General features: G+C 49.9%; 16 protein-coding genes. 6 read left to right on the forward strand and 10 right to left on the reverse strand.

Translation table 11 applies throughout. The features are described 5' to 3' along the window. Nucleotides 1-42: 42 nt before the first annotated feature. Together yajL and panE are read right to left on the reverse strand one after the other, a co-directional pair. A complete protein-coding gene (yajL, locus tag AB1E22_RS14130) occupies nucleotides 43-636 on the reverse strand; it encodes a protein deglycase YajL (RefSeq protein ID WP_367595871.1) in 594 nt (197 codons plus the stop codon). Then, the gene (gene panE / locus AB1E22_RS14135; protein WP_367595872.1) at nucleotides 596-1,510 is read right to left on the reverse strand and encodes a 2-dehydropantoate 2-reductase; all 915 of its coding nucleotides are present in this window, start codon (nucleotides 1,508-1,510) and stop codon (nucleotides 596-598) included. Before panE ends, yajL begins: the two co-directional genes overlap by 41 nt. Before the next feature lie 137 nt (nucleotides 1,511-1,647). On the opposite strand from panE, the gene AB1E22_RS14140 reads away from it, so the two are divergent. After that, a complete protein-coding gene (locus AB1E22_RS14140; RefSeq protein ID WP_034493706.1) occupies nucleotides 1,648-2,139 on the forward strand; it encodes a YajQ family cyclic di-GMP-binding protein in 492 nt (163 codons plus the stop codon). A gap of 79 nt (nucleotides 2,140-2,218) precedes the next feature. Here AB1E22_RS14140 and AB1E22_RS14145 read toward each other — a convergent pair whose 3' ends face one another. The 8 genes from AB1E22_RS14145 to AB1E22_RS14180 form a co-directional block, all read right to left on the reverse strand. Continuing rightward, nucleotides 2,219-3,586: an MFS transporter gene (locus tag AB1E22_RS14145; RefSeq protein WP_367595873.1), complete on the reverse strand. Its 1,368-nt coding sequence runs from the start codon at nucleotides 3,584-3,586 to the stop codon at nucleotides 2,219-2,221. Nucleotides 3,587-3,733: 147 nt separating this feature from the next. Then, nucleotides 3,734-4,621 carry a heme o synthase gene (gene cyoE, locus AB1E22_RS14150; RefSeq protein WP_367595874.1) on the reverse strand — a complete coding sequence of 296 codons (888 nt, stop codon included), beginning with the start codon at nucleotides 4,619-4,621 and terminating at the stop codon, nucleotides 3,734-3,736. A 135-nt stretch (nucleotides 4,622-4,756) separates the two neighbouring features. Then, complete coding sequence (locus AB1E22_RS14155; protein ID WP_367595876.1) at nucleotides 4,757-5,086, reverse strand: cytochrome o ubiquinol oxidase subunit IV; 330 nt, start codon at nucleotides 5,084-5,086, stop codon at nucleotides 4,757-4,759. Then, nucleotides 5,086-5,700, reverse strand: coding sequence for a cytochrome o ubiquinol oxidase subunit III (locus AB1E22_RS14160; RefSeq protein ID WP_367595877.1), 615 nt, complete (start codon nucleotides 5,698-5,700; stop codon nucleotides 5,086-5,088). Before AB1E22_RS14160 ends, AB1E22_RS14155 begins: the two co-directional genes overlap by 1 nt. Further along, complete coding sequence (gene cyoB / locus AB1E22_RS14165; RefSeq protein WP_367595878.1) at nucleotides 5,690-7,681, reverse strand: cytochrome o ubiquinol oxidase subunit I; 1,992 nt, start codon at nucleotides 7,679-7,681, stop codon at nucleotides 5,690-5,692. Before cyoB ends, AB1E22_RS14160 begins: the two co-directional genes overlap by 11 nt. A gap of 19 nt (nucleotides 7,682-7,700) precedes the next feature. Next, nucleotides 7,701-8,648 (reverse strand): cytochrome o ubiquinol oxidase subunit II, encoded by a 948-nt coding sequence (gene cyoA / locus AB1E22_RS14170; RefSeq protein WP_367595879.1) that lies wholly within the window; start codon nucleotides 8,646-8,648, stop codon nucleotides 7,701-7,703. Between the two features lie 455 nt (nucleotides 8,649-9,103). Continuing rightward, nucleotides 9,104-10,597, reverse strand: a complete 1,494-nt coding sequence (ampG, locus tag AB1E22_RS14175; RefSeq protein ID WP_367595880.1) for a muropeptide MFS transporter AmpG — start codon at nucleotides 10,595-10,597, stop codon at nucleotides 9,104-9,106. Nucleotides 10,598-10,770: 173 nt separating this feature from the next. Then, nucleotides 10,771-11,349 carry a lipoprotein gene (locus tag AB1E22_RS14180; RefSeq protein ID WP_367595881.1) on the reverse strand — a complete coding sequence of 193 codons (579 nt, stop codon included), beginning with the start codon at nucleotides 11,347-11,349 and terminating at the stop codon, nucleotides 10,771-10,773. Nucleotides 11,350-11,654: 305 nt separating this feature from the next. Between AB1E22_RS14180 and bolA the strand changes: the two genes are divergently transcribed. From bolA to lon, 5 genes are all read left to right on the forward strand, one after another. Further along, the gene (gene bolA / locus AB1E22_RS14185) at nucleotides 11,655-11,972 is read left to right on the forward strand and encodes a transcriptional regulator BolA (protein WP_367595882.1); all 318 of its coding nucleotides are present in this window, start codon (nucleotides 11,655-11,657) and stop codon (nucleotides 11,970-11,972) included. Nucleotides 11,973-12,328: 356 nt separating this feature from the next. Further along, the gene (gene tig / locus AB1E22_RS14190; RefSeq protein WP_367595883.1) at nucleotides 12,329-13,627 is read left to right on the forward strand and encodes a trigger factor; all 1,299 of its coding nucleotides are present in this window, start codon (nucleotides 12,329-12,331) and stop codon (nucleotides 13,625-13,627) included. A gap of 320 nt (nucleotides 13,628-13,947) precedes the next feature. Then, a complete protein-coding gene (gene clpP / locus AB1E22_RS14195) occupies nucleotides 13,948-14,571 on the forward strand; it encodes an ATP-dependent Clp endopeptidase proteolytic subunit ClpP (RefSeq protein ID WP_034457992.1) in 624 nt (207 codons plus the stop codon). A gap of 130 nt (nucleotides 14,572-14,701) precedes the next feature. Continuing rightward, nucleotides 14,702-15,976 (forward strand): ATP-dependent protease ATP-binding subunit ClpX, encoded by a 1,275-nt coding sequence (gene clpX, locus AB1E22_RS14200; RefSeq protein WP_139878852.1) that lies wholly within the window; start codon nucleotides 14,702-14,704, stop codon nucleotides 15,974-15,976. 211 nt (nucleotides 15,977-16,187) lie between these two features. After that, nucleotides 16,188-18,542 carry an endopeptidase La gene (gene lon / locus AB1E22_RS14205; RefSeq protein WP_367595884.1) on the forward strand — a complete coding sequence of 785 codons (2,355 nt, stop codon included), beginning with the start codon at nucleotides 16,188-16,190 and terminating at the stop codon, nucleotides 18,540-18,542. The last annotated feature ends 2 nt before the right edge of the window (nucleotides 18,543-18,544 follow it).

Genomic DNA, 18,544 nt, shown 5'->3' on the forward strand with positions numbered 1-18,544 from the left:
CAGTTAACTCCTCCACCTGGCAAGGGGGAGGCTGGGTGGGGGTCAGTAATCCCTGTAACTATAAATTCCCGCCGCCATCACCAACTGCTGTGACACTTCATGGGCCTTTTCGCGGCTCACCAACAAATCGATCATCTTCAGTGCAAAATCAATCGCCGTACCTGGCCCCTGGCTGGTTAGCAGATTAAAACGCGGATCCCAGACAATACGCTTATCCTGCCACTGGGCTTCGGGAATGGTTTCTTTCAAACCCGGAAAACCGGTCATATTCGCGCCGGGGAACAGGTCGTGCGGAACCAGAACCGTACCCGCTGCGGCACAAATAGCGGCAACAATTCGCCCTGATAAATGGAACTGACGAACAGTTTCAACCAATAATGGGCTATCGCGGAAACACTCCGCGCCTTTTAAGCCGCCAGGCAGAACGATGATATCGAACTCGCCGTCTGCGACTTCAACCAGCGGTGCATCGGCCAGCAGTTTTACGCCACGCGAGCAGGTAATCGTCAGGTTTCCGTCACTCGCAACGCTCGCTGTGGTGACGCTAATTCCGCCGCGAACCAGAAGATCGATAGTGGTAACGGCTTCGGTTTCTTCAGTTCCAGGAGCCAGGCAAACCAGTGCTTGAGCGCTCATATTCATTCTCCTTACGCTTTATCAGCTCATACAAGCGGCTGTTCACCGGCACAGAAAGGCCATGGGCGCGCGCGCGTTGCAGTAAATAACCAGTAATGTAATCAATCTCTGTGTGACGTTGCACCCGCACGTCTTGCAGCATCGACGAAATATTTGCCCCTGTACTTTCGATAACCTCACCGACGTAATAAAGCAGTGCTTCGGCTGAGGTATGATGCCCTTCGCGCTCCATCACCTGCGCAACTTCTTGGCAAATATCACTTATTTTGTCCTGATGATGAATTAACTCACCGTTCGGGCAATTGTAGAGTGCCGTTAACGGGTTTATCACACAGTTTACCGCCAGCTTTTTCCAGCTCGCAGCCATAATATTATTGTGCCAGGCCATCTCCGGTAGCGCGTGGTGTAATTCATCTGCGAGAAAACTAAAATCGTTTCCCGCCGCATTGCCTGGGCCAATATGCGTTGTGCCATTTGCAACGTGAATAATAATCGTGCCGTCGCGTCGTGCTGCATGTGTGGTAACGCCTGATAACAGCGGTTGGCGTAATGTACGTAGTTCTTCCAGCGTGCCCATGCCGTTATGCAGCAGCAGGATAGGGCAGTTATCTGGCAACTTTTCCGCCAGTGCTTTCACGGAACCGGAAACCTGCCAGGCTTTTAGTGTCACCAGTAATAATTTACTGCTGGCGAGAAAATCGGGATCGTTAGCCGTCAGCGTTTGATTGAACACGCTGCCATCGGTTTCCACCACGTTGACATGGCAAAATGGCTGTGGCACGCGCAACCATCCCTGGACCTCATGTCCTTGCTTATACAGTGATGCCAGCCAGAGTTGGCCGAGTGCACCGCAACCCAGCACGGTGATTTTCATTTTGCCTCCCCATCTACGTACAACGCAGATGTTTTGCTTAATCTATATTATACAGGGCTCTCTACTGCTTTAACGGGTTGTTTTGCGCGGCCCAGCAGGTATTATGCAACGCAACAAAAAGAGAGGGAGAAGAAAGCATGCCATCTTTTGACATTGTGTCTGAAATTGATATCCAGGAAGTGCGTAACGCGATTGAAAACGCGGAGCGTGAGGTTGCTACTCGTTTTGACTTCCGTAATGTACCGGCAACATTTGAACTGAATGAGAAAAATCAGTCCATTAAAGTTGCCAGTGAGTCTGATTTCCAGGTTAACCAACTGTTGGATATCCTTCGCGCCAAGCTGCTCAAGCGTGGTATCGAAGGAGCTTCAATTGATGTGCCGGAGGAATTTGTGCACAGCGGTAAAACCTGGAGCGTGGAAGCGAAACTCAAGCAGGGTATTGAAGCTGCTATTGCCAAGAAAATTGTGAAGCTGATTAAAGACAGCAAGACCAAGGTTCAGGTGCAGATTCAGGGCGAAGAACTGCGTGTGACGGGCAAATCTCGTGACGATTTACAGGCCGCAATGGCGCTGGTTCGTGGCGGGGATTTGGGACAACCGTTCCAGTTTAAGAACTTCCGCGACTGATCCTGCTGGTGGATGGCGCTCAACGCTTATCCACCCTACGTGTTAAATGTAGGGCAGATAAGCGCAGCGCCACCCGCCGTTACAGCGTTCCTTTCACCAACTGCTCAATCTCAAAGCGATTGGTCAGCTTGCTGTCTATCTTCACGTAAGCACTACGTTCCTGGGTAATAATATTAACGTCACTCACGCCAGACTGAGCCAGCAAACGCTGCTTCAGCGTTTCGTCGTCGGCCACATTATCCGGTAGCTCAATTCGCAGGCTTGCTACATAAGGTGGCTCCGTCATGGTGCTACTGACCAAAAGCCACACCATTGCCAGTAATGCACCCGCCAAAAACACCGTTTGCGAATCAAATAAGCCGTCAATCCAGCCCCCCAGTGAGCCGCCAATTGCTACACCCAAAAACTGGCTGGTGGAGTAAATGCCCATCGCTGTACCCTTGTAACCGGCTGGCGACTCTTTACTGATAAGCGACGGTAAAATGGCTTCCATCAGGTTAAAGGCGAGGAAGAAGAGCTGAACGCCCAGGACTAATTCCCAGAAGTGCGGGCCGGAACCCCACAGCACGATTTCAGCAATCAGCAACAGCGCCACGCAGCCAACGAACACGCGCTTCATGCGGCGTTTAACTTCGGCATAAATAATAAATGGCACCACCGAGGCAAAAGCAATCAGCATGGTACAGAGGTAAATTTTCCAGTGTTCTGATGCCGGGAAACCCGCCTGCTCAAGCTGGCCGGGGAGGGCGACAAACGTCGACATCAACATGATGTGCAAACACATGATGCCGAAGTTCAGCTTCAGCAATTTCGGCTCCGCCAGCACTTTGCTAAAGCAGCCTTTCACCATTCCGGACTCGCGGTTTAGCACATGAGTTTTGGTGTTTGGCACCACCCACAGGGTGATTAAAATGCCGCAGCCCGCAAGAATCGCAATCATCCAGAACAGCGCGTTTAAACCAAGGCTGTGGGTGATAATCGGGCCGAGCACCATGGCGATAGCAAATGTTACACCGAAACTCACGCCGATAAACGCCATGGCTTTAGTGCGATTCTGTTCACGCGTTAAATCAGAAAGGAGTGCCATTACGGCTGCGGCAATCGCACCGGAGCCTTGCATGGCTCGCCCGAGGATCACGCCCCAGATAGATTCCGAAAGTGCCGCGATAACGCTCCCGAGAACGAAAATCAGTAAACCGCCAATAATAAGGGGTTTGCGGCCAATTCTGTCTGAAAGCAGGCCAAAAGGAATTTGAAAGAGCGCCTGCGCCAGGCCATAAATACCGATGGCGATACCAATCAACGCTTCACTTGCGCCCTGTAACGCCATTCCATAGGTAGTAAGAACCGGCAGCACCATAAACATGCCAAGCATGCGCAGTGAAAATACCGTGCCTAAACCCCACGTCGCACGTAATTCGACGGGCGTCATTTTGTAATCGTTCATTACCACCTCAGATAAAAAGCAGGCCTTAGTGTAGTGCGTGGAAAGAAGAGGGTAAATGGCTGGTTGTTTAATAAATATTACAAGGGTGAATGATTGATGGCGCTAATAAAAAAGGGCACCGAAGTGCCCTTTAGGAAGGTTCGTAACTTACCAGACGTAAGTCAGTAGATTATGTGAATCTGGCACCATGAAATCGACTGACATCATCACGCTTAATGAAGTGATGGCGACGATAGAAAAGACGAACAATTTGCGCGCCCAGACTTTATCGTCTTCCACTTTATAACCGCGCAGTGCCATTCCCAACCACCAGACGCTGACCGCGGCGGCGACAACCAGATATTTATACCCAGCGTAACCGCCTAAAGACAGCATCAGCGTTGCCACAGCAAAAGCGATGATATAAAGCGTGATATGGTTCTTGGCGACCGAAATCCCTTTAACTACCGGCAACACAGGAATGTTAGCTGCCTGGTAATCTTTAAAGCGGAAGATGGCAATCGCATAGGAATGCGGCATCTGCCACAGGCTAAAGATAGCCAGCAGGATCAGGGCTCCGGTATCAAATTCACCGGTCACCGCGCAGTAACCAATCACCGGCGGTGCAGCGCCGGAAAGGCTGCCAATCAGCGTGCCATAAACGGATTTACGCTTCATGTACAGGCTATAAACGCCGACATAAACCACAAAGCCCATCACGCCCAACCACATAGCCAGCGGATTGGCTCCGAACCAAAGCAGCATGAAGCCAGCAATACCCAACAAGGTGGCGTATACCAGCGAGGTTTTCGGCGCAATCAGGCCTTTGACCAGAACCCTGTTCTTGGTTCGTTCCATCTTGCGGTCAATATCACGGTCAATGAAGTTGTTGTAAACACAACCCGACGCCACGACCAGCGACACGCCCACGAGCGTGGAGACAAACAGGGAATAATCAATACTGCCCTTTGAGGCCAGTAAAAATCCCCCAATGACAGAAATTAAATTGCCGAAAATAATTCCTGGTTTTGTAACTTGTAGGTATTTCTTAATCATATATACCCGTCATCCTTCAGATTGCAGGTGTGTTGGCTGCCCTCTTTCACCCCGGTCACTTAGTCATCTAAGTTTCCGGGGATTCACTCGGTTGCCGCCTTCCTGCAACCCGAATGATTTGGGTATAGGCCGTTCTTAGTGAACCATCATGTTCTGGTTGAGGTTCCACATAATCCAGATAGAGCCGACCACCAGAATGGCAATAATCAGCGCGGTAAAGGCAAAGGCCACCAGGTTCCAACGCTCCTCAGAAGAGGTGTTCATGTGCAGGAAGCACACCAGGTGAACCAGAATCTGTACCACTGCGGTAACCACTACCACCCCGAGAATAACGGCGTGGGAGGCTGTACCTGACATGACCATCCAGAACGGGATTGCCGTCAGGATGATCGACAGGATAAAGCCGGTCAGATACGTTTTAACGCTACCGTGGTGGGCTCCGTGGTGTTCAGTTGAATGACTCATTACATCGCCCCCATCAGATAGACAACAGAGAATACGCAGATCCACACGACGTCCAGGAAGTGCCAGAACAGGCTCAGGCACATCAGACGAGTACGGTTAGCGCTGGTCAAACCGCGGCGGGAGACGTGAATCATCATCAGCGCCATCCAGACCAGACCAGAGGTTACGTGCAGACCGTGCGTACCGACCAGGGCAAAGAAGCCTGACAGGAAGCCGCTGCGATCCGGGCCGAAACCTTCTTTAATCAGATGATGGAATTCATAGATTTCCATCCCGACGAAGCCCGCACCAAACAGGAAGGTCAGCGCAAGCCAGGAGAGAACCTGACTCTTGTTGCCTTTGTTCATGGCGATGATCGCCATGCCGTAGGTGATGGAGCTGAATAACAGCAGGGCAGTTTCAACCAGCACAAATGGCAGTTCGAAAATGTCTTTCCCTGCCGGGCCGCCGGCAGTGCCGTTCACCAGAACGGCATAGGTAGCAAACAAGCAACAGAACAGAATGCAGTCGCTCATCAGGTAGATCCAGAAACCAAAGACCTTATTGGTTCCTGCATCGTGGTGCCCATGCTCAGCGGCGTGGGCGTTAGCGTGAGTGAGAGTTTCAGTTGACATTTTTCAGCCCTGCTTTGGTAATTTCATCGAAGTGCTGGTTTTCCAGTTTTTCGACTTCCGCAACCGGAACGTAGTAATCCACATCTTCGTCGAAGCTTTTCGCAATCCAGGTGATGATGATGCCTGCAAAGCCAACAATCGCCAGCCACCAGATGTGCCAGATCATCGCGAAACCAAACACGGTAGCGAATGCGGCAATGACGATGCCCGCTGCGCTGTTACGTGGCATATGAATCTCTTCATAATGCGTAGGTTGTTTGTACGCTTCACCTTTCTCTTTCATTTCCCAGAATGCATCACGTTCGTGAACGTGTGGCAGATGGGCAAAGTTGTAGAAAGGAGGAGGGGAAGATGTTGCCCACTCCAGCGTACGGCCACCCCATGGGTCACCGGTCAGATCGCGGTTCTGCTCGCGGTCGCGAATAGAAACATAGAACTGAATCAGCTGGCTCAGGATGCCCAGAGCAATCAGACCTGCGCCACATGCTGCAATCACCAGCAGAGTGTGGAACTGTGGATCGATCTCCTGGCTCAGACGACGGGTCATACCCATGAAGCCCAGCACGTACAGCGGCATAAATGCCACGAAGAAGCCGATGATCCAGAACCAGAATGCGCGCTTGCCCCAAGTTTCGTTCAGGGTGAAACCGAAGGCTTTTGGCCACCAGTAAGTCAGACCTGCGAAGCAACCGAACACCACACCACCGATAATAACGTTATGGAAGTGAGCAATCAGGAACAGGCTGTTGTGCAGTACGAAGTCCGCACCCGGAACCGCCAGCAGAACACCGGTCATGCCACCGATTGAGAAGGTGACAACGAAGCCAATGGTCCACAGCATCGCGGAGTTGAACACGATACGGCCTTGATACATGGTGAAAAGCCAGTTGAAGATCTTCACCCCGGTCGGGATGGCGATAATCATGGTGGCAATACCAAAGAAGGCGTTTACGTTCGCGCCGCTGCCCATGGTGAAGAAGTGGTGCAGCCAAACGATGAACGACAGTACCGTAATCGCGATGGTCGCCCACACCAGAGAGGTGTAACCGAACAGGCGTTTTTTCGAGAATGTCGCAACCACTTCGGAGAACACACCAAATACCGGCAGCACCAGAATATAAACTTCCGGGTGGCCCCATGCCCAGATGAGGTTGATGTACATCATCATGTTGCCACCCATATCATTGGTAAAGAAATGGGTGCCAAGGTAGCGGTCAAGGGTTAACAGTGCGACGGTCACGGTAAAGATTGGGAATGCCGCAATAATCAGTACGTTGGTACACAGCGAAGCCCAGGTAAACACCGGCATTTTGAACATTGTCATGCCAGGGGTACGCATATTCAGGATAGTAACGAAGAAGTTAATACCCGTTAATGTTGTACCGATACCCGAGAGCTGTAGACTCCATATCCAGTAGTCGACGCCGACCCCCGGACTGTACTCTATGCCCGATAGCGGCGGATAGGCCACCCAACCGGTCTGCGCGAATTCACCCACCCCAAGAGACAAGTTAACCAGCACCACGCCGACAACCGTGAACCAGAAGCTCAGGTTGTTCAGGAACGGGAAGGCAACGTCACGCGCACCAATCTGCAACGGCACGACGATGTTCATCAGGCCGATAACAAATGGCATCGCTACGAAGAAGATCATGATTACGCCGTGGGCGGTAAAGATCTGGTCGTAGTGATGAGGTGGCAAGAAGCCAGCTTCTCCAGCAGAGGCCAGCACTTGCTGGCTACGCATCATGATGGCGTCGGCAAAGCCACGCAAAAGCATGACGATAGCGACAATCACGTACATTATGCCGAGGCGCTTGTGGTCAACCGAGGTGAACCACTCTTTCCATAAATATTCCCACTTACCGAAGTAAGTGATAGCTGCAACTAGCGCCAGTCCCCCGACGATAATTGCTGCCACCGTAACCATGATAATGGGTTCATGGTATGGGACTGCATCCAGTGTAAGTTTTCCGAACATCGTATTATTCCTCGGCCCCTTAGTGAGAGGTTTCCGCGTGACTCATGTCCATGCCTTCCATACCTTCATGCGCTGCGTGCTCGCCTTCAGGTTGGGTCATGTCCATGCTCTTTCCGTGCCCCATGAATTTGTTAATAACGTCTTTAAACAAATCAGGTTTAACAGCGGAGAAGTATTCGACTTTGTTGTATTCGCTAGGTGCTGCAAGCTTCTCGTAAGTTGCCATATCGTTCATGACTTCCGGAGATTGTTTCGCTTTAGCAACCCATTGGTTAAAGGTGTCCATATCCGGGGTGGCGATAGCCTTGAACTTCATCCCAGAGAAACCTTTACCGCTGTAGTTAGACGAAATACCGTCGTAGGTGCCCGCTTCGTCAGCAATCAGGTGCAACTTAGTTTGCATACCTGCCATTGCGTAGATTTGGCTACCCAGGCGCGGAATAAAGAAGGAGTTCATCACCGAGTTAGAGGTGATTTTGAATTCCACCGGGGTGTTGGCTGGGAAGGCAATTTCATTCACCGTAGCAATACCTTGCTCTGGATAAATAAAGAACCATTTCCAGTCCATGGCGATAACTTCAATGGTCACCGGCTTCGCGTCGTGAACCAGCGGTTTGCTAGGCTCAAGGGCGTGCGTGGTTTTCCAGGTCAGTACCGCGAGGAAAATGATGATAAGGATGGGAATCGTCCAGACTACAGCTTCAACTTTGTTAGAGTGGGACCAGTTGGGGCTGTATTTGGCGTCTTTGTTTGAAGCCCGATATTTCCAGGCAAAACCGATAGCCATTGCGATAGCTGGGATAACGACAATCAACATCAGCCCGAGAGCAGTCAGTATCAATGAACGTTGTTCCAGTCCAATTTGTCCTTTGGGATCTAGCAGCGCAGAATCACAGCCACTGAGTAAAAGTGTGCCTGCAAATAATGACAACCATCCCAAACTTTTATTGTATTTCCTGAGTCTCATTTAACGACCTCAATTCCAGGGAGCTCTATTGTCGTTTAAAGTGTGAAGGCATTTTACGGGAAGGTTACATTACTGTAAACACGAATGGCATAGTGTCAGTGTGGTGTTACTGGGTTCTGCCGCCAATGTCACATAGAATGCAACAAACTGTAAAATATCGAGATAGGCCGCAGGCGTGCTGGGTTATAACGAAAACCTATGTAGCTATAAATAGTGTAGGGTAATTGGTATAACCAATCATTTTGCTAAACATAAATTTAACAAATTAGCATCAATTGATAAACGAAGTGATCAACAAAATAATTTAGGGAAAAGCTGAATCGGTTAAGGAAAGGGTGAAAATAATTTTATTGCTAACTATGTAAAAAAAGATCCTTGCTTTCGGAGAATAATTCACTCAAACAATGAATGCGTGTTAAGTGAGCAATATAATCACGCAGCGAAACATATTATTTTTATTTAACAGGGATAGTTAAACCAACGCTGTTTTTTCTCAACGCCAGATAATCAAGCAGCCCGCCAAACAAAATTCCACCGATAGCAAATAGCGCTCCCCATTCCAGTAACTGAATGTTAAACGCCCAGTTTGTCAGACCGATTGCATTAGTAATTAGTATGATTAGCCACACAGCCAGAAGGGTGCAACCCACCATTAATGCCCGAAGTGCAAGACGGTAGGCTGATGAAAATTCACTGCGTGGAATGAAGCTGTCGTTATTTTGCGTGTACTCAAGCGTGCTCTTACACACCAGTAAAAGTAAAATACCGGGCACGGCGGCAACCACTGAAAACAGGTAAAACGTCGGCCAGCCTTGCGCTTCAACAAACCAACCGGCAATCGGCCCCACGTAAACGCGGCCAACGGCTGAAAGTGCCGAAAGCAGAGCAAACTGAGTAGCGGAAAACGATTTATTGCACAGCGTCATCAGCAGGGCGACAAATGCTGCAGTGCCCATACCCCCGCACAAGTTTTCAAAGAAAACTGCTGAGGCCATGCTGATTATATTCTTATCGGTTATGGACAGAATCCAGTAACCCGCATTCGATACGCCCTGCAAAATCCCGAAAATCAGCAGCGCGCGGAACAGCGACAGGCGCTGCATTAAAATACCGCCGTAGAGTGCGCCGATAATGGTGGCAATCAGCCCCAGCGTTTTATTGACCATACCCACTTCACCGGCATCAAAACCAACGCCGCGGATCAAAAATGTGGTCGTTAAACTCATAGCGAATGCATCGCCAAGTTTGTACAGCACAATCAGCAGCAGGATAAGCCAGGCATTATTGCGACCAAAGAAATCACGCAGCGGGGCGACCACCGCTTGCTCGAGGCTTTTTGGAACCGGTATCGCATCGGTAGGTTCTGGGGCAAACAATGTGGCGATGATGCAAGGCAACATGAGGGCGGCCATCAGCCAGTACATCCCTTGCCAGCCGAGGTATTTATCCGCAAGCCAAAGCGCCAGTCCGCCGGATACCAACATTGCCAGGCGATAACCCAACACGCTGATGGCCGCACCGGTTCCGCGTTCTTCAGCGGGAAGAACATCGGTTTTCCAGGCGTCAAAAACGATATCTTGCGAAGCAGAGCAGAACGCAATGATAACTGCGAGGGCGGCCATCCAACGCAACTGCGAACCAGGTTCCAGAAAACCCATACCCGCAATGGCGACCAGCAGTAAAATTTGCGTAATCAACAACCAACCACGACGACGCCCAAGCAGCGGCGGCGTATATCTGTCCATTATCGGCGACCACAGGAACTTAAATACATAGGCTTGCCCCACGAGGGAGAAGAAACCAATGGTTTTGAGATCGATATTCTCAACCGTCATCCATGCTTGTAGCGTGCCGGAAGTCAGGGCGAGAGGGAGGCCGGAAGCAAAGCCTAAAATCAAAAGAATGGCTGATTTTGGCTGCTGAAAGAGACGTAGATAGTGGTTGGACATACTCTGCTCGACAGCCAGCCCGCATAAACCTTTCGTACTTCAAGCTGCATCTTTGTTGGCTGCGTTTACTCACCCGAATCACTTACCGTAGTAAGCTCATCGGGTTTCGCTCTCTTGCCGTCGCGATGCAACTCGGATTACGTTGGGTATGACGCGGACTGGTGGGATGTTGATTAACGAGCGTTCTGCTTAATAAAGTCGTGAACGCTGGTGTCCTGAGCCATATCAGCAATGGTATCGGTCAATACGGAGTTTACGGCATTGGCGATATTTTTGTTGGTGGCCTGGAACGCGCCTTCTACGTTGTAGCTAGAACGGTAGTTTTTGGTCATCTTGTTACCATTTTTCGCCGTCGCAATAATCACGATATCTGCTTTGGTGGCGATGTTGTAACGCACGCTGCCCTGGGACACATCAGCATACAACTGGTTTACGATGATCTGCAGATCAACCGGGCTGCTTGGTCCAACCATATAACCACGCGCGGTCATCTGTTTTTCCAGCACTTCTTGCAGCAGGAAACGCAAATCGCGAGATGGGGTCAGCGTCACCAACTGGTTGTCACGAGTGACCTTAGCTAGAGCCTGGTCTGTACGTTGGTCTGCACCGTTGATGCTCACGGTCACACCCATCAGGCTTGGATCTTGCTGCGGCAAGCTGATAGTTGGAGAGACATCAATTGTTGTCGGTGGTGTTGCACAGCTGGCCAGCATAAAAATGGCGACCAAAGGGAAGAATATTTTTTTTAACATGTTCGCTATCTCAATGTACTCAAGGGGCAGGCAGATAAAAAATCACGCCATCATAACACTGCGGTTGCACAGAGGAAGTAGTTAACGCACGTAATTTCATCGCGTTGCGCTTTTTCTGAGCGGTTGCAAAGCTATCTGACCATTTTTCCCGCTAATAGTGCCGTAATCACATTAAGCTACAGAGGCTTGACTAAGAAAATAGGACGAAAGCTAAATAATTGTTGAAATTCCGTTATTAAAACGGCTAAAAGCGGCTAACATTTAAAGGGATGAGTGGCATCTCTACGTAGTCGAGGAGAAAGTTCATGATGATGCGCGAGCAAATAGAATCAAAATTAAGGGCAGCGTTTGAACCCGTGTTCCTGGAAGTCGTGGATGAAAGCTATCGTCACAATGTCCCGGCGGGTTCAGAGAGCCATTTCAAAGTGGTTTTAGTCAGCGATAGATTTGCGGGGGAGCGTTTCTTAAATCGCCATCGGATGATTTACGGTGCGTTAAGTGCGGAACTCTCCACCACGGTACATGCGCTGGCTCTGCATACCTACACTATTAAGGAATGGGAAGGGTTGCAGGATACGATTTTTGCCTCTCCACCTTGCCGTGGAGCCGGCTCAATCGCCTGAAGTTAACCTTCAGGCTTGCAACTGAGGGAACTTTTCCTTTATGTTGCGGTATATGAATCGTGTTTTACAAAACGGCCTGCGGGCCGTTTTGTTTTGTCTGAAATAGCCCTCGTTGTTGCAGGGTTTGGGCAAAAAATCCAAAAGAACTGTGAAAAGGGCCGCAGCAACACTGTGTTGCCGTTCTCGACTCACCTTGGTGATGCCGCTATAATGCTGCGTCTTATTTTTCGGAATGTCTTCGGGACGATTCTGACGACAGGGAATGTGATTCTGATTCAGAAGGCATCCCGGTTCTGTGGAGTGCAAATGAGCACTTCCAGAGTTGACCGAGCACTGTGATTTTTTGAGGTAACAAGATGCAAGTTTCAGTTGAAACCACTCAGGGCCTTGGCCGCCGTCTCACGATTACTATCGCTGCAGACAGCATCGAAACCGCTGTAAAAAGCGAGCTGGTCAACGTGGCAAAGAAAGCCCGTATCGACGGTTTCCGTAAAGGAAAAGTACCGATGACCGTTATCGCACAACGTTATGGCGCATCTGTTCGCCAGGACGTGTTGGGCGAACTGATGACCCGCAACTTCGTTGACGCGATCATCAAAGAAAAAATCAATCCGGCTGGCGCACCGAACTACGTTCCAGGCGAATACAAACTGGGCGAAGACTTCACCTACGCGGTTGAGTTTGAAGTGTACCCAGAAGTTGAGCTGCAAGGTCTGGAAGCAATCGAAGTTGAAAAACCGGTTGTTGAAGTGACTGACGAAGACGTTGACGCAATGCTGGACACCCTGCGTAAGCAACAGGCGACCTGGAAAGATTCTGACGCCGCTGCAACTGCAGAAGATCGCGTAACCATCGACTTCACTGGTTCTGTTGACGGCGAAGTATTCGAAGGCGGTAAAGCGTCTGACTTCGTACTGGCAATGGGCCAGGGTCGTATGATCCCAGGCTTCGAAGACGGTCTGGTTGGCCATAAAGCTGGCGAAGAGTTCACTATCGAAGTGACCTTCCCGGAAGACTACCACGCTGAAAACCTGAAAGGTAAAGCGGCTAAGTTCGACATCGTTCTGAAGAAAGTTGAAGAGCGTGAACTGCCAGAATTTACTGAAGAATTCATCAAGCGTTTCGGCGTTGAAGATGGTTCAGTTGCTGGTCTGCGTACCGAAGTTCGTAAAAACATGGATCGTGAGCTGAAAGGCGCGGTGCGTAACCGCATCAAGTCCCAGGCAATCGACGGTCTGGTTAATGCGAACAACATCGACGTTCCAGCTGCGCTGATCGACGGCGAAATCGACGTTCTGCGTCGCCAGGCTGCACAGCGTTTTGGTGGCAATGAGAAACAAGCGCTGGAACTGCCACGTGAACTGTTCGAAGAACAAGCTAAACGTCGCGTAGTTGTTGGCCTGCTGCTGGGTGAAGTGATTCGTACCCACGAGCTGAAAGCTGACGAAGACCGCGTTAAAGCCCTGATCGAAGAAATGGCTTCTGCCTACGAAGATCCGGCTGAAGTGGTTGAGTTCTACGGCAAAAACAAAGAACTGATGGACAACATGCGTAATGTTGCTCTGGAAGAACAAGCGGTTGAAGCGGTTCTGTCTAAAGCGAAAGTGTCTGAAAAAGCCACTACCTTTAGCGAGCTGATGAACCAGCAAGCGTAAGCATTCTTTTTGGCATCATCGCCAAAATATTGCTGCATCAAGCCCGTCACCCAATGGTGGCGGGCTTTTTTTATCAGTGACGCCTTGAAAACCCATCAATAAAACGCAGTTTCAGGGTTAGCGTAACAAGAAAAGGTTGTTATGCTTGAAACAGGGAAAGCTCATCCCCATAAACTGGGGTATGACTTGAAATTAGGATCCCTGACTGATAATCCGTCCAATTAAGGTTGTGGGGGCGCAAGGAGCGTGGTCTTCTTTTAGCGTCTCAAGTAGAATCAGTGCATCAGGTATCGAAGGCTTAATTATTCCAGGAGACGGAAATGTCATACAGTGGCGAAAGAGATCAATTTGCACCCCATATGGCCCTGGTGCCGATGGTTGTTGAACAGACATCGCGTGGCGAGCGTTCATACGATATCTATTCCCGTCTGCTCAAGGAACGTGTCATCTTTATGACGGGCCAGGTCGAAGACCATATGGCCAACCTGATTGTGGCGCAGATGTTGTTCCTGGAAGCAGAAAACCCAGAAAAAGACATCTATCTCTACATCAACTCACCAGGTGGTGTGATAACCGCTGGTATGTCTATCTACGATACGATGCAATTTATTAAACCAGATGTCAGCACTATTTGTATGGGGCAGGCCTGTTCTATGGGGGCTTTCCTGCTGACTGCTGGGGCAAAAGGTAAGCGCTTCTGCTTGCCAAACTCACGAGTGATGATTCACCAGCCGCTGGGTGGCTATCAGGGGCAAGCAACGGATATCGAAATCCACGCGCGCGAAATCCTGAAAGTGAAAGCTCGTATGAACGAACTCATGGCGCAACACACAGGCAAATCTCTTGAAGAAATCGAGAGAGACACCGAGCGTGACCGTTTCCTTGCTGCAAGCGAAGCGGTTGAATACGGCTTAGTTGATTCAATCCTGACTCACCGTAGCTAACGCCCGAAAACAGTGGGCCGTATACTATAGTTGTAGTAGCGGCTCATAGCGCGCTTACGATTGGCTGCGCCGTAGAATGGCATTTGTGCCGTCAAGTACGGTGCAAAGAAACAGAGAAGAGGTTTTACTGATGACAGAAAAGCGCAAAGACGGTTCAGGCAAACTGCTGTACTGCTCTTTTTGCGGCAAAAGCCAGCATGAAGTGCGTAAACTGATTGCCGGGCCGTCAGTGTATATCTGCGATGAATGTGTCGACTTATGTAACGACATTATTCGCGAAGAGATTAAAGAAGTCGCTCCGCACCGCGAACGCAGTGCGCTGCCGACGCCGCATGAGATCCGTCACCATCTTGATGATTACGTCATCGGTCAGGAACAGGCTAAAAAAGTTCTGGCGGTAGCGGTTTATAACCATTACAAACGCCTGCGTAACGGCGACAGCACTAACGGAATCGAACTGGGCAAAAGTAACATTCTGCTCATCGGGCCAACCGGTAGCGGGAAAACCTTACTGGCTGAAACCCTGGCGCGCTTGCTGGATGTTCCATTCACCATGGCAGATGCCACAACGTTAACCGAAGCGGGTTACGTCGGTGAAGATGTCGAAAACATCATTCAGAAACTGCTGCAAAAATGTGATTACGATGTGCAGAAAGCACAGCGCGGTATTGTCTATATCGATGAGATCGACAAAATCTCCCGCAAATCTGACAACCCGTCCATTACTCGGGATGTGTCTGGTGAAGGTGTGCAGCAGGCGTTGCTGAAACTTATCGAAGGTACGGTTGCAGCGGTACCACCACAGGGCGGTCGTAAGCATCCGCAACAGGAATTCTTGCAGGTTGATACCTCTAAGATTCTGTTTATCTGTGGCGGTGCATTTGCAGGTCTGGATAAAGTCATCGCTAACCGCGTTGAAACTGGCTCTGGTATCGGCTTTGGTGCGACCGTAAAAGGTAAATCTCAGAAAGCGACCGAAGGGCAGTTGTTAGGCCAGGTAGAGCCGGAAGATTTGATCAAATTTGGTCTGATCCCTGAGTTTATCGGTCGTCTGCCGGTTGTTGCTACCCTGACCGAACTGAGCGAAGACGCGCTCATTCAAATCCTGAAAGAGCCGAAAAATGCCCTGACTAAGCAATATCAGGCGCTGTTCAATCTGGAGGGTGTGGATCTGGAATTCCGCGACGAAGCGCTGGATGCGATTGCGAAGAAAGCAATGGCACGTAAAACCGGTGCTCGTGGTCTGCGTTCCATCGTAGAAGGCGCATTGCTTGATACCATGTATGACCTTCCTTCTATGGAAGATGTCGAGAAAGTGGTGATTGACGAATCCGTGATCGACGGCCAGAGCAAGCCATTATTAATTTATGGTAAGCCAGAAGCGCAACAAGCATCCGGTGAATAATTCGCCAAAATAACCAGTTAGTTAGTATAAAAAGGGGGATTTATATCCCCCTTTTGCTTTTCCTTCATTCCTGCCATTGAATGCGCGGGAAACATCCCCATATACTGACTTACTTGTTGGTGATGCCGCCTTTCTGAATCTCGAATGATTTAGGGTATGAATAAAGGGCATCGCTCCATCACCAGGCGGACCTTAACTAAGAGAGAGCTCTATGAATCCTGAGCGTTCTGAACGCATTGAAATCCCCGTATTGCCTCTGCGCGATGTGGTGGTTTATCCGCACATGGTAATTCCACTGTTTGTCGGGCGAGAAAAATCCATTCGTTGCCTGGAAGCGGCCATGGATCATGATAAAAAAATCATGCTGGTGGCGCAAAAAGAAGCCTCGACAGATGAGCCAGGTGTAAATGACCTGTTCTCAGTGGGTACCGTCGCATCTATTCTGCAAATGCTGAAACTGCCAGATGGCACAGTAAAAGTGCTGGTTGAAGGTTTACAGCGTGCGCGTATTACCACGCTTTCTGACAACGGTGACCACTTCTCAGCGCAGGCTGAATACCTGAATTCGCCAGCTATCGAAGAGCGCGAACAGGAAGTGCTGGTGCGCACCGCAATTGGTCAGTTTGAAGGCTATATCAAACTGAACAAAAAAATTCCGCCGGAAGTGCTGACATCGCTCAACAGCATTGATGATCCTGCTCGTCTGGCTGACACCATCGCTGCACATATGCCATTGAAACTGACTGACAAACAGTCCGTTCTTGAGATGTCCGATATTAACGAACGTCTTGAATATCTGATGGCAATGATGGAGTCAGAAATCGATCTGCTGCAGGTTGAGAAACGCATTCGCAACCGCGTTAAAAAGCAGATGGAAAAGAGCCAGCGTGAGTACTATCTGAACGAGCAAATGAAAGCGATTCAGAAAGAACTCGGCGAAATGGACGACGCGCCCGATGAAAACGAAGCGCTAAAACGCAAAATCGACGCGGCAAAAATGCCAAAAGAAGCGCGTGAAAAAACCGAAGCGGAACTGCAAAAACTGAAAATGATGTCGCCAATGTCTGCGGAAGCAACCGTGGTTCGTGGCTACATTGATTGGATGGTGCAGGTGCCGTGGAATGCGCGCAGCAAAGTGAAAAAAGATCTGCGACAGGCGCAGGAAGTTCTGGATACCGATCATTACGGCCTTGAGCGTGTGAAAGATCGTATCCTCGAATACCTCGCGGTTCAGAGTCGCGTTAACAAGCTCAAAGGGCCAATTCTGTGCCTGGTTGGGCCTCCTGGCGTGGGTAAAACTTCACTGGGTCAGTCCATCGCTCGCGCGACCGGGCGTAAATACGTGCGTATGGCGCTGGGCGGCGTGCGTGACGAAGCTGAAATTCGCGGTCACCGCCGGACTTATATCGGCTCCATGCCGGGCAAATTGATTCAGAAAATGGCGAAAGTGGGCGTTAAAAACCCATTATTCCTGTTAGATGAAATCGACAAAATGTCTTCTGACATGCGTGGCGATCCGGCTTCCGCACTTCTGGAAGTACTTGATCCAGAACAGAACGTGGCGTTTAACGACCATTATCTGGAAGTTGATTACGATCTGAGCGATGTAATGTTTGTGGCAACGTCCAACTCCATGAACATCCCAGCCCCGCTGCTGGATCGTATGGAAGTTATTCGTCTTTCTGGTTACACCGAAGATGAGAAGCTGAACATTGCCAAGCAGCATCTGTTGACCAAACAGATTGAACGTAACGCGCTGAAAAAAGGTGAAATCACGGTTCACGATAGTGCAATTATCGGCATTATTCGTTACTACACTCGTGAAGCTGGTGTACGTAGTCTGGAACGTGAAATTTCCAAACTGTGCCGTAAAGCGGTTAAACAGTTGTTGCTGGATAAATCGCTCAAGCACATCGAAATCGATGGTGACAACCTGAAAGATTTCCTTGGCGTACAGCGCTTTGACTATGGTCGCGCAGACAGCGAAAACCGCGTCGGCCAAGTAACGGGTCTGGCGTGGACTGAAGTGGGTGGCGATCTGCTGACTATCGAAACCGCATGTGTACCAGGTAAAGGCAAGCTGACCTACACCGGTTCTCTGGGTGAAGTGATGCAGGAATCCATCCAGGCGGCATTGACCGTGGTGCGCGCGCGTGCGGAGAAATTGGGCATTAATGCTGACTTCTACGAAAAACGTGACATCCACGTTCACGTGCCAGAAGGCGCGACGCCGAAAGATGGCCCAAGTGCCGGTATTGCAATGTGTACCGCGCTGGTTTCTTGCCTGACGGGTAACCCTGTTCGTGCCGATGTGGCAATGACAGGTGAAATTACGCTGCGTGGCCAGGTTCTGCCAATCGGTGGTTTGAAAGAAAAACTGCTGGCGGCACACCGTGGCGGCATCAAAACTGTTCTGATTCCGGACGAAAATAAACGCGATCTGGAAGAGATTCCGGACAACGTTATCGCTGACCTGAAAATTCATCCGGTGAAGCGAATCGAGGAAGTTTTGGCGCTCGCATTGCAGAATGAGCCTTACGGAATGCAGGTTGTCACTGCAAAATAGTG

Source organism: Buttiauxella gaviniae, from assembly GCF_040786275.1.
GTDB lineage: Bacteria > Pseudomonadota > Gammaproteobacteria > Enterobacterales > Enterobacteriaceae > Buttiauxella > Buttiauxella gaviniae_A.

Coding starts and splice junctions, on each gene's coding strand:
- yajL (WP_367595871.1), bottom strand. CDS start 636: ATGAGCGCTCAAGCACTGGTTTGCCTGGCTCCTGGAACTGAAGAAACC.
- panE (WP_367595872.1), bottom strand. CDS start 1,510: ATGAAAATCACCGTGCTGGGTTGCGGTGCACTCGGCCAACTCTGGCTG.
- AB1E22_RS14140 (WP_034493706.1), top strand. CDS start 1,648: ATGCCATCTTTTGACATTGTGTCTGAAATTGATATCCAGGAAGTGCGT.
- AB1E22_RS14145 (WP_367595873.1), bottom strand. CDS start 3,586: ATGAACGATTACAAAATGACGCCCGTCGAATTACGTGCGACGTGGGGT.
- cyoE (WP_367595874.1), bottom strand. CDS start 4,621: ATGATTAAGAAATACCTACAAGTTACAAAACCAGGAATTATTTTCGGC.
- AB1E22_RS14155 (WP_367595876.1), bottom strand. CDS start 5,086: ATGAGTCATTCAACTGAACACCACGGAGCCCACCACGGTAGCGTTAAA.
- AB1E22_RS14160 (WP_367595877.1), bottom strand. CDS start 5,700: ATGTCAACTGAAACTCTCACTCACGCTAACGCCCACGCCGCTGAGCAT.
- cyoB (WP_367595878.1), bottom strand. CDS start 7,681: ATGTTCGGAAAACTTACACTGGATGCAGTCCCATACCATGAACCCATT.
- cyoA (WP_367595879.1), bottom strand. CDS start 8,648: ATGAGACTCAGGAAATACAATAAAAGTTTGGGATGGTTGTCATTATTT.
- ampG (WP_367595880.1), bottom strand. CDS start 10,597: ATGTCCAACCACTATCTACGTCTCTTTCAGCAGCCAAAATCAGCCATT.
- AB1E22_RS14180 (WP_367595881.1), bottom strand. CDS start 11,349: ATGTTAAAAAAAATATTCTTCCCTTTGGTCGCCATTTTTATGCTGGCC.
- bolA (WP_367595882.1), top strand. CDS start 11,655: ATGATGATGCGCGAGCAAATAGAATCAAAATTAAGGGCAGCGTTTGAA.
- tig (WP_367595883.1), top strand. CDS start 12,329: ATGCAAGTTTCAGTTGAAACCACTCAGGGCCTTGGCCGCCGTCTCACG.
- clpP (WP_034457992.1), top strand. CDS start 13,948: ATGTCATACAGTGGCGAAAGAGATCAATTTGCACCCCATATGGCCCTG.
- clpX (WP_139878852.1), top strand. CDS start 14,702: ATGACAGAAAAGCGCAAAGACGGTTCAGGCAAACTGCTGTACTGCTCT.
- lon (WP_367595884.1), top strand. CDS start 16,188: ATGAATCCTGAGCGTTCTGAACGCATTGAAATCCCCGTATTGCCTCTG.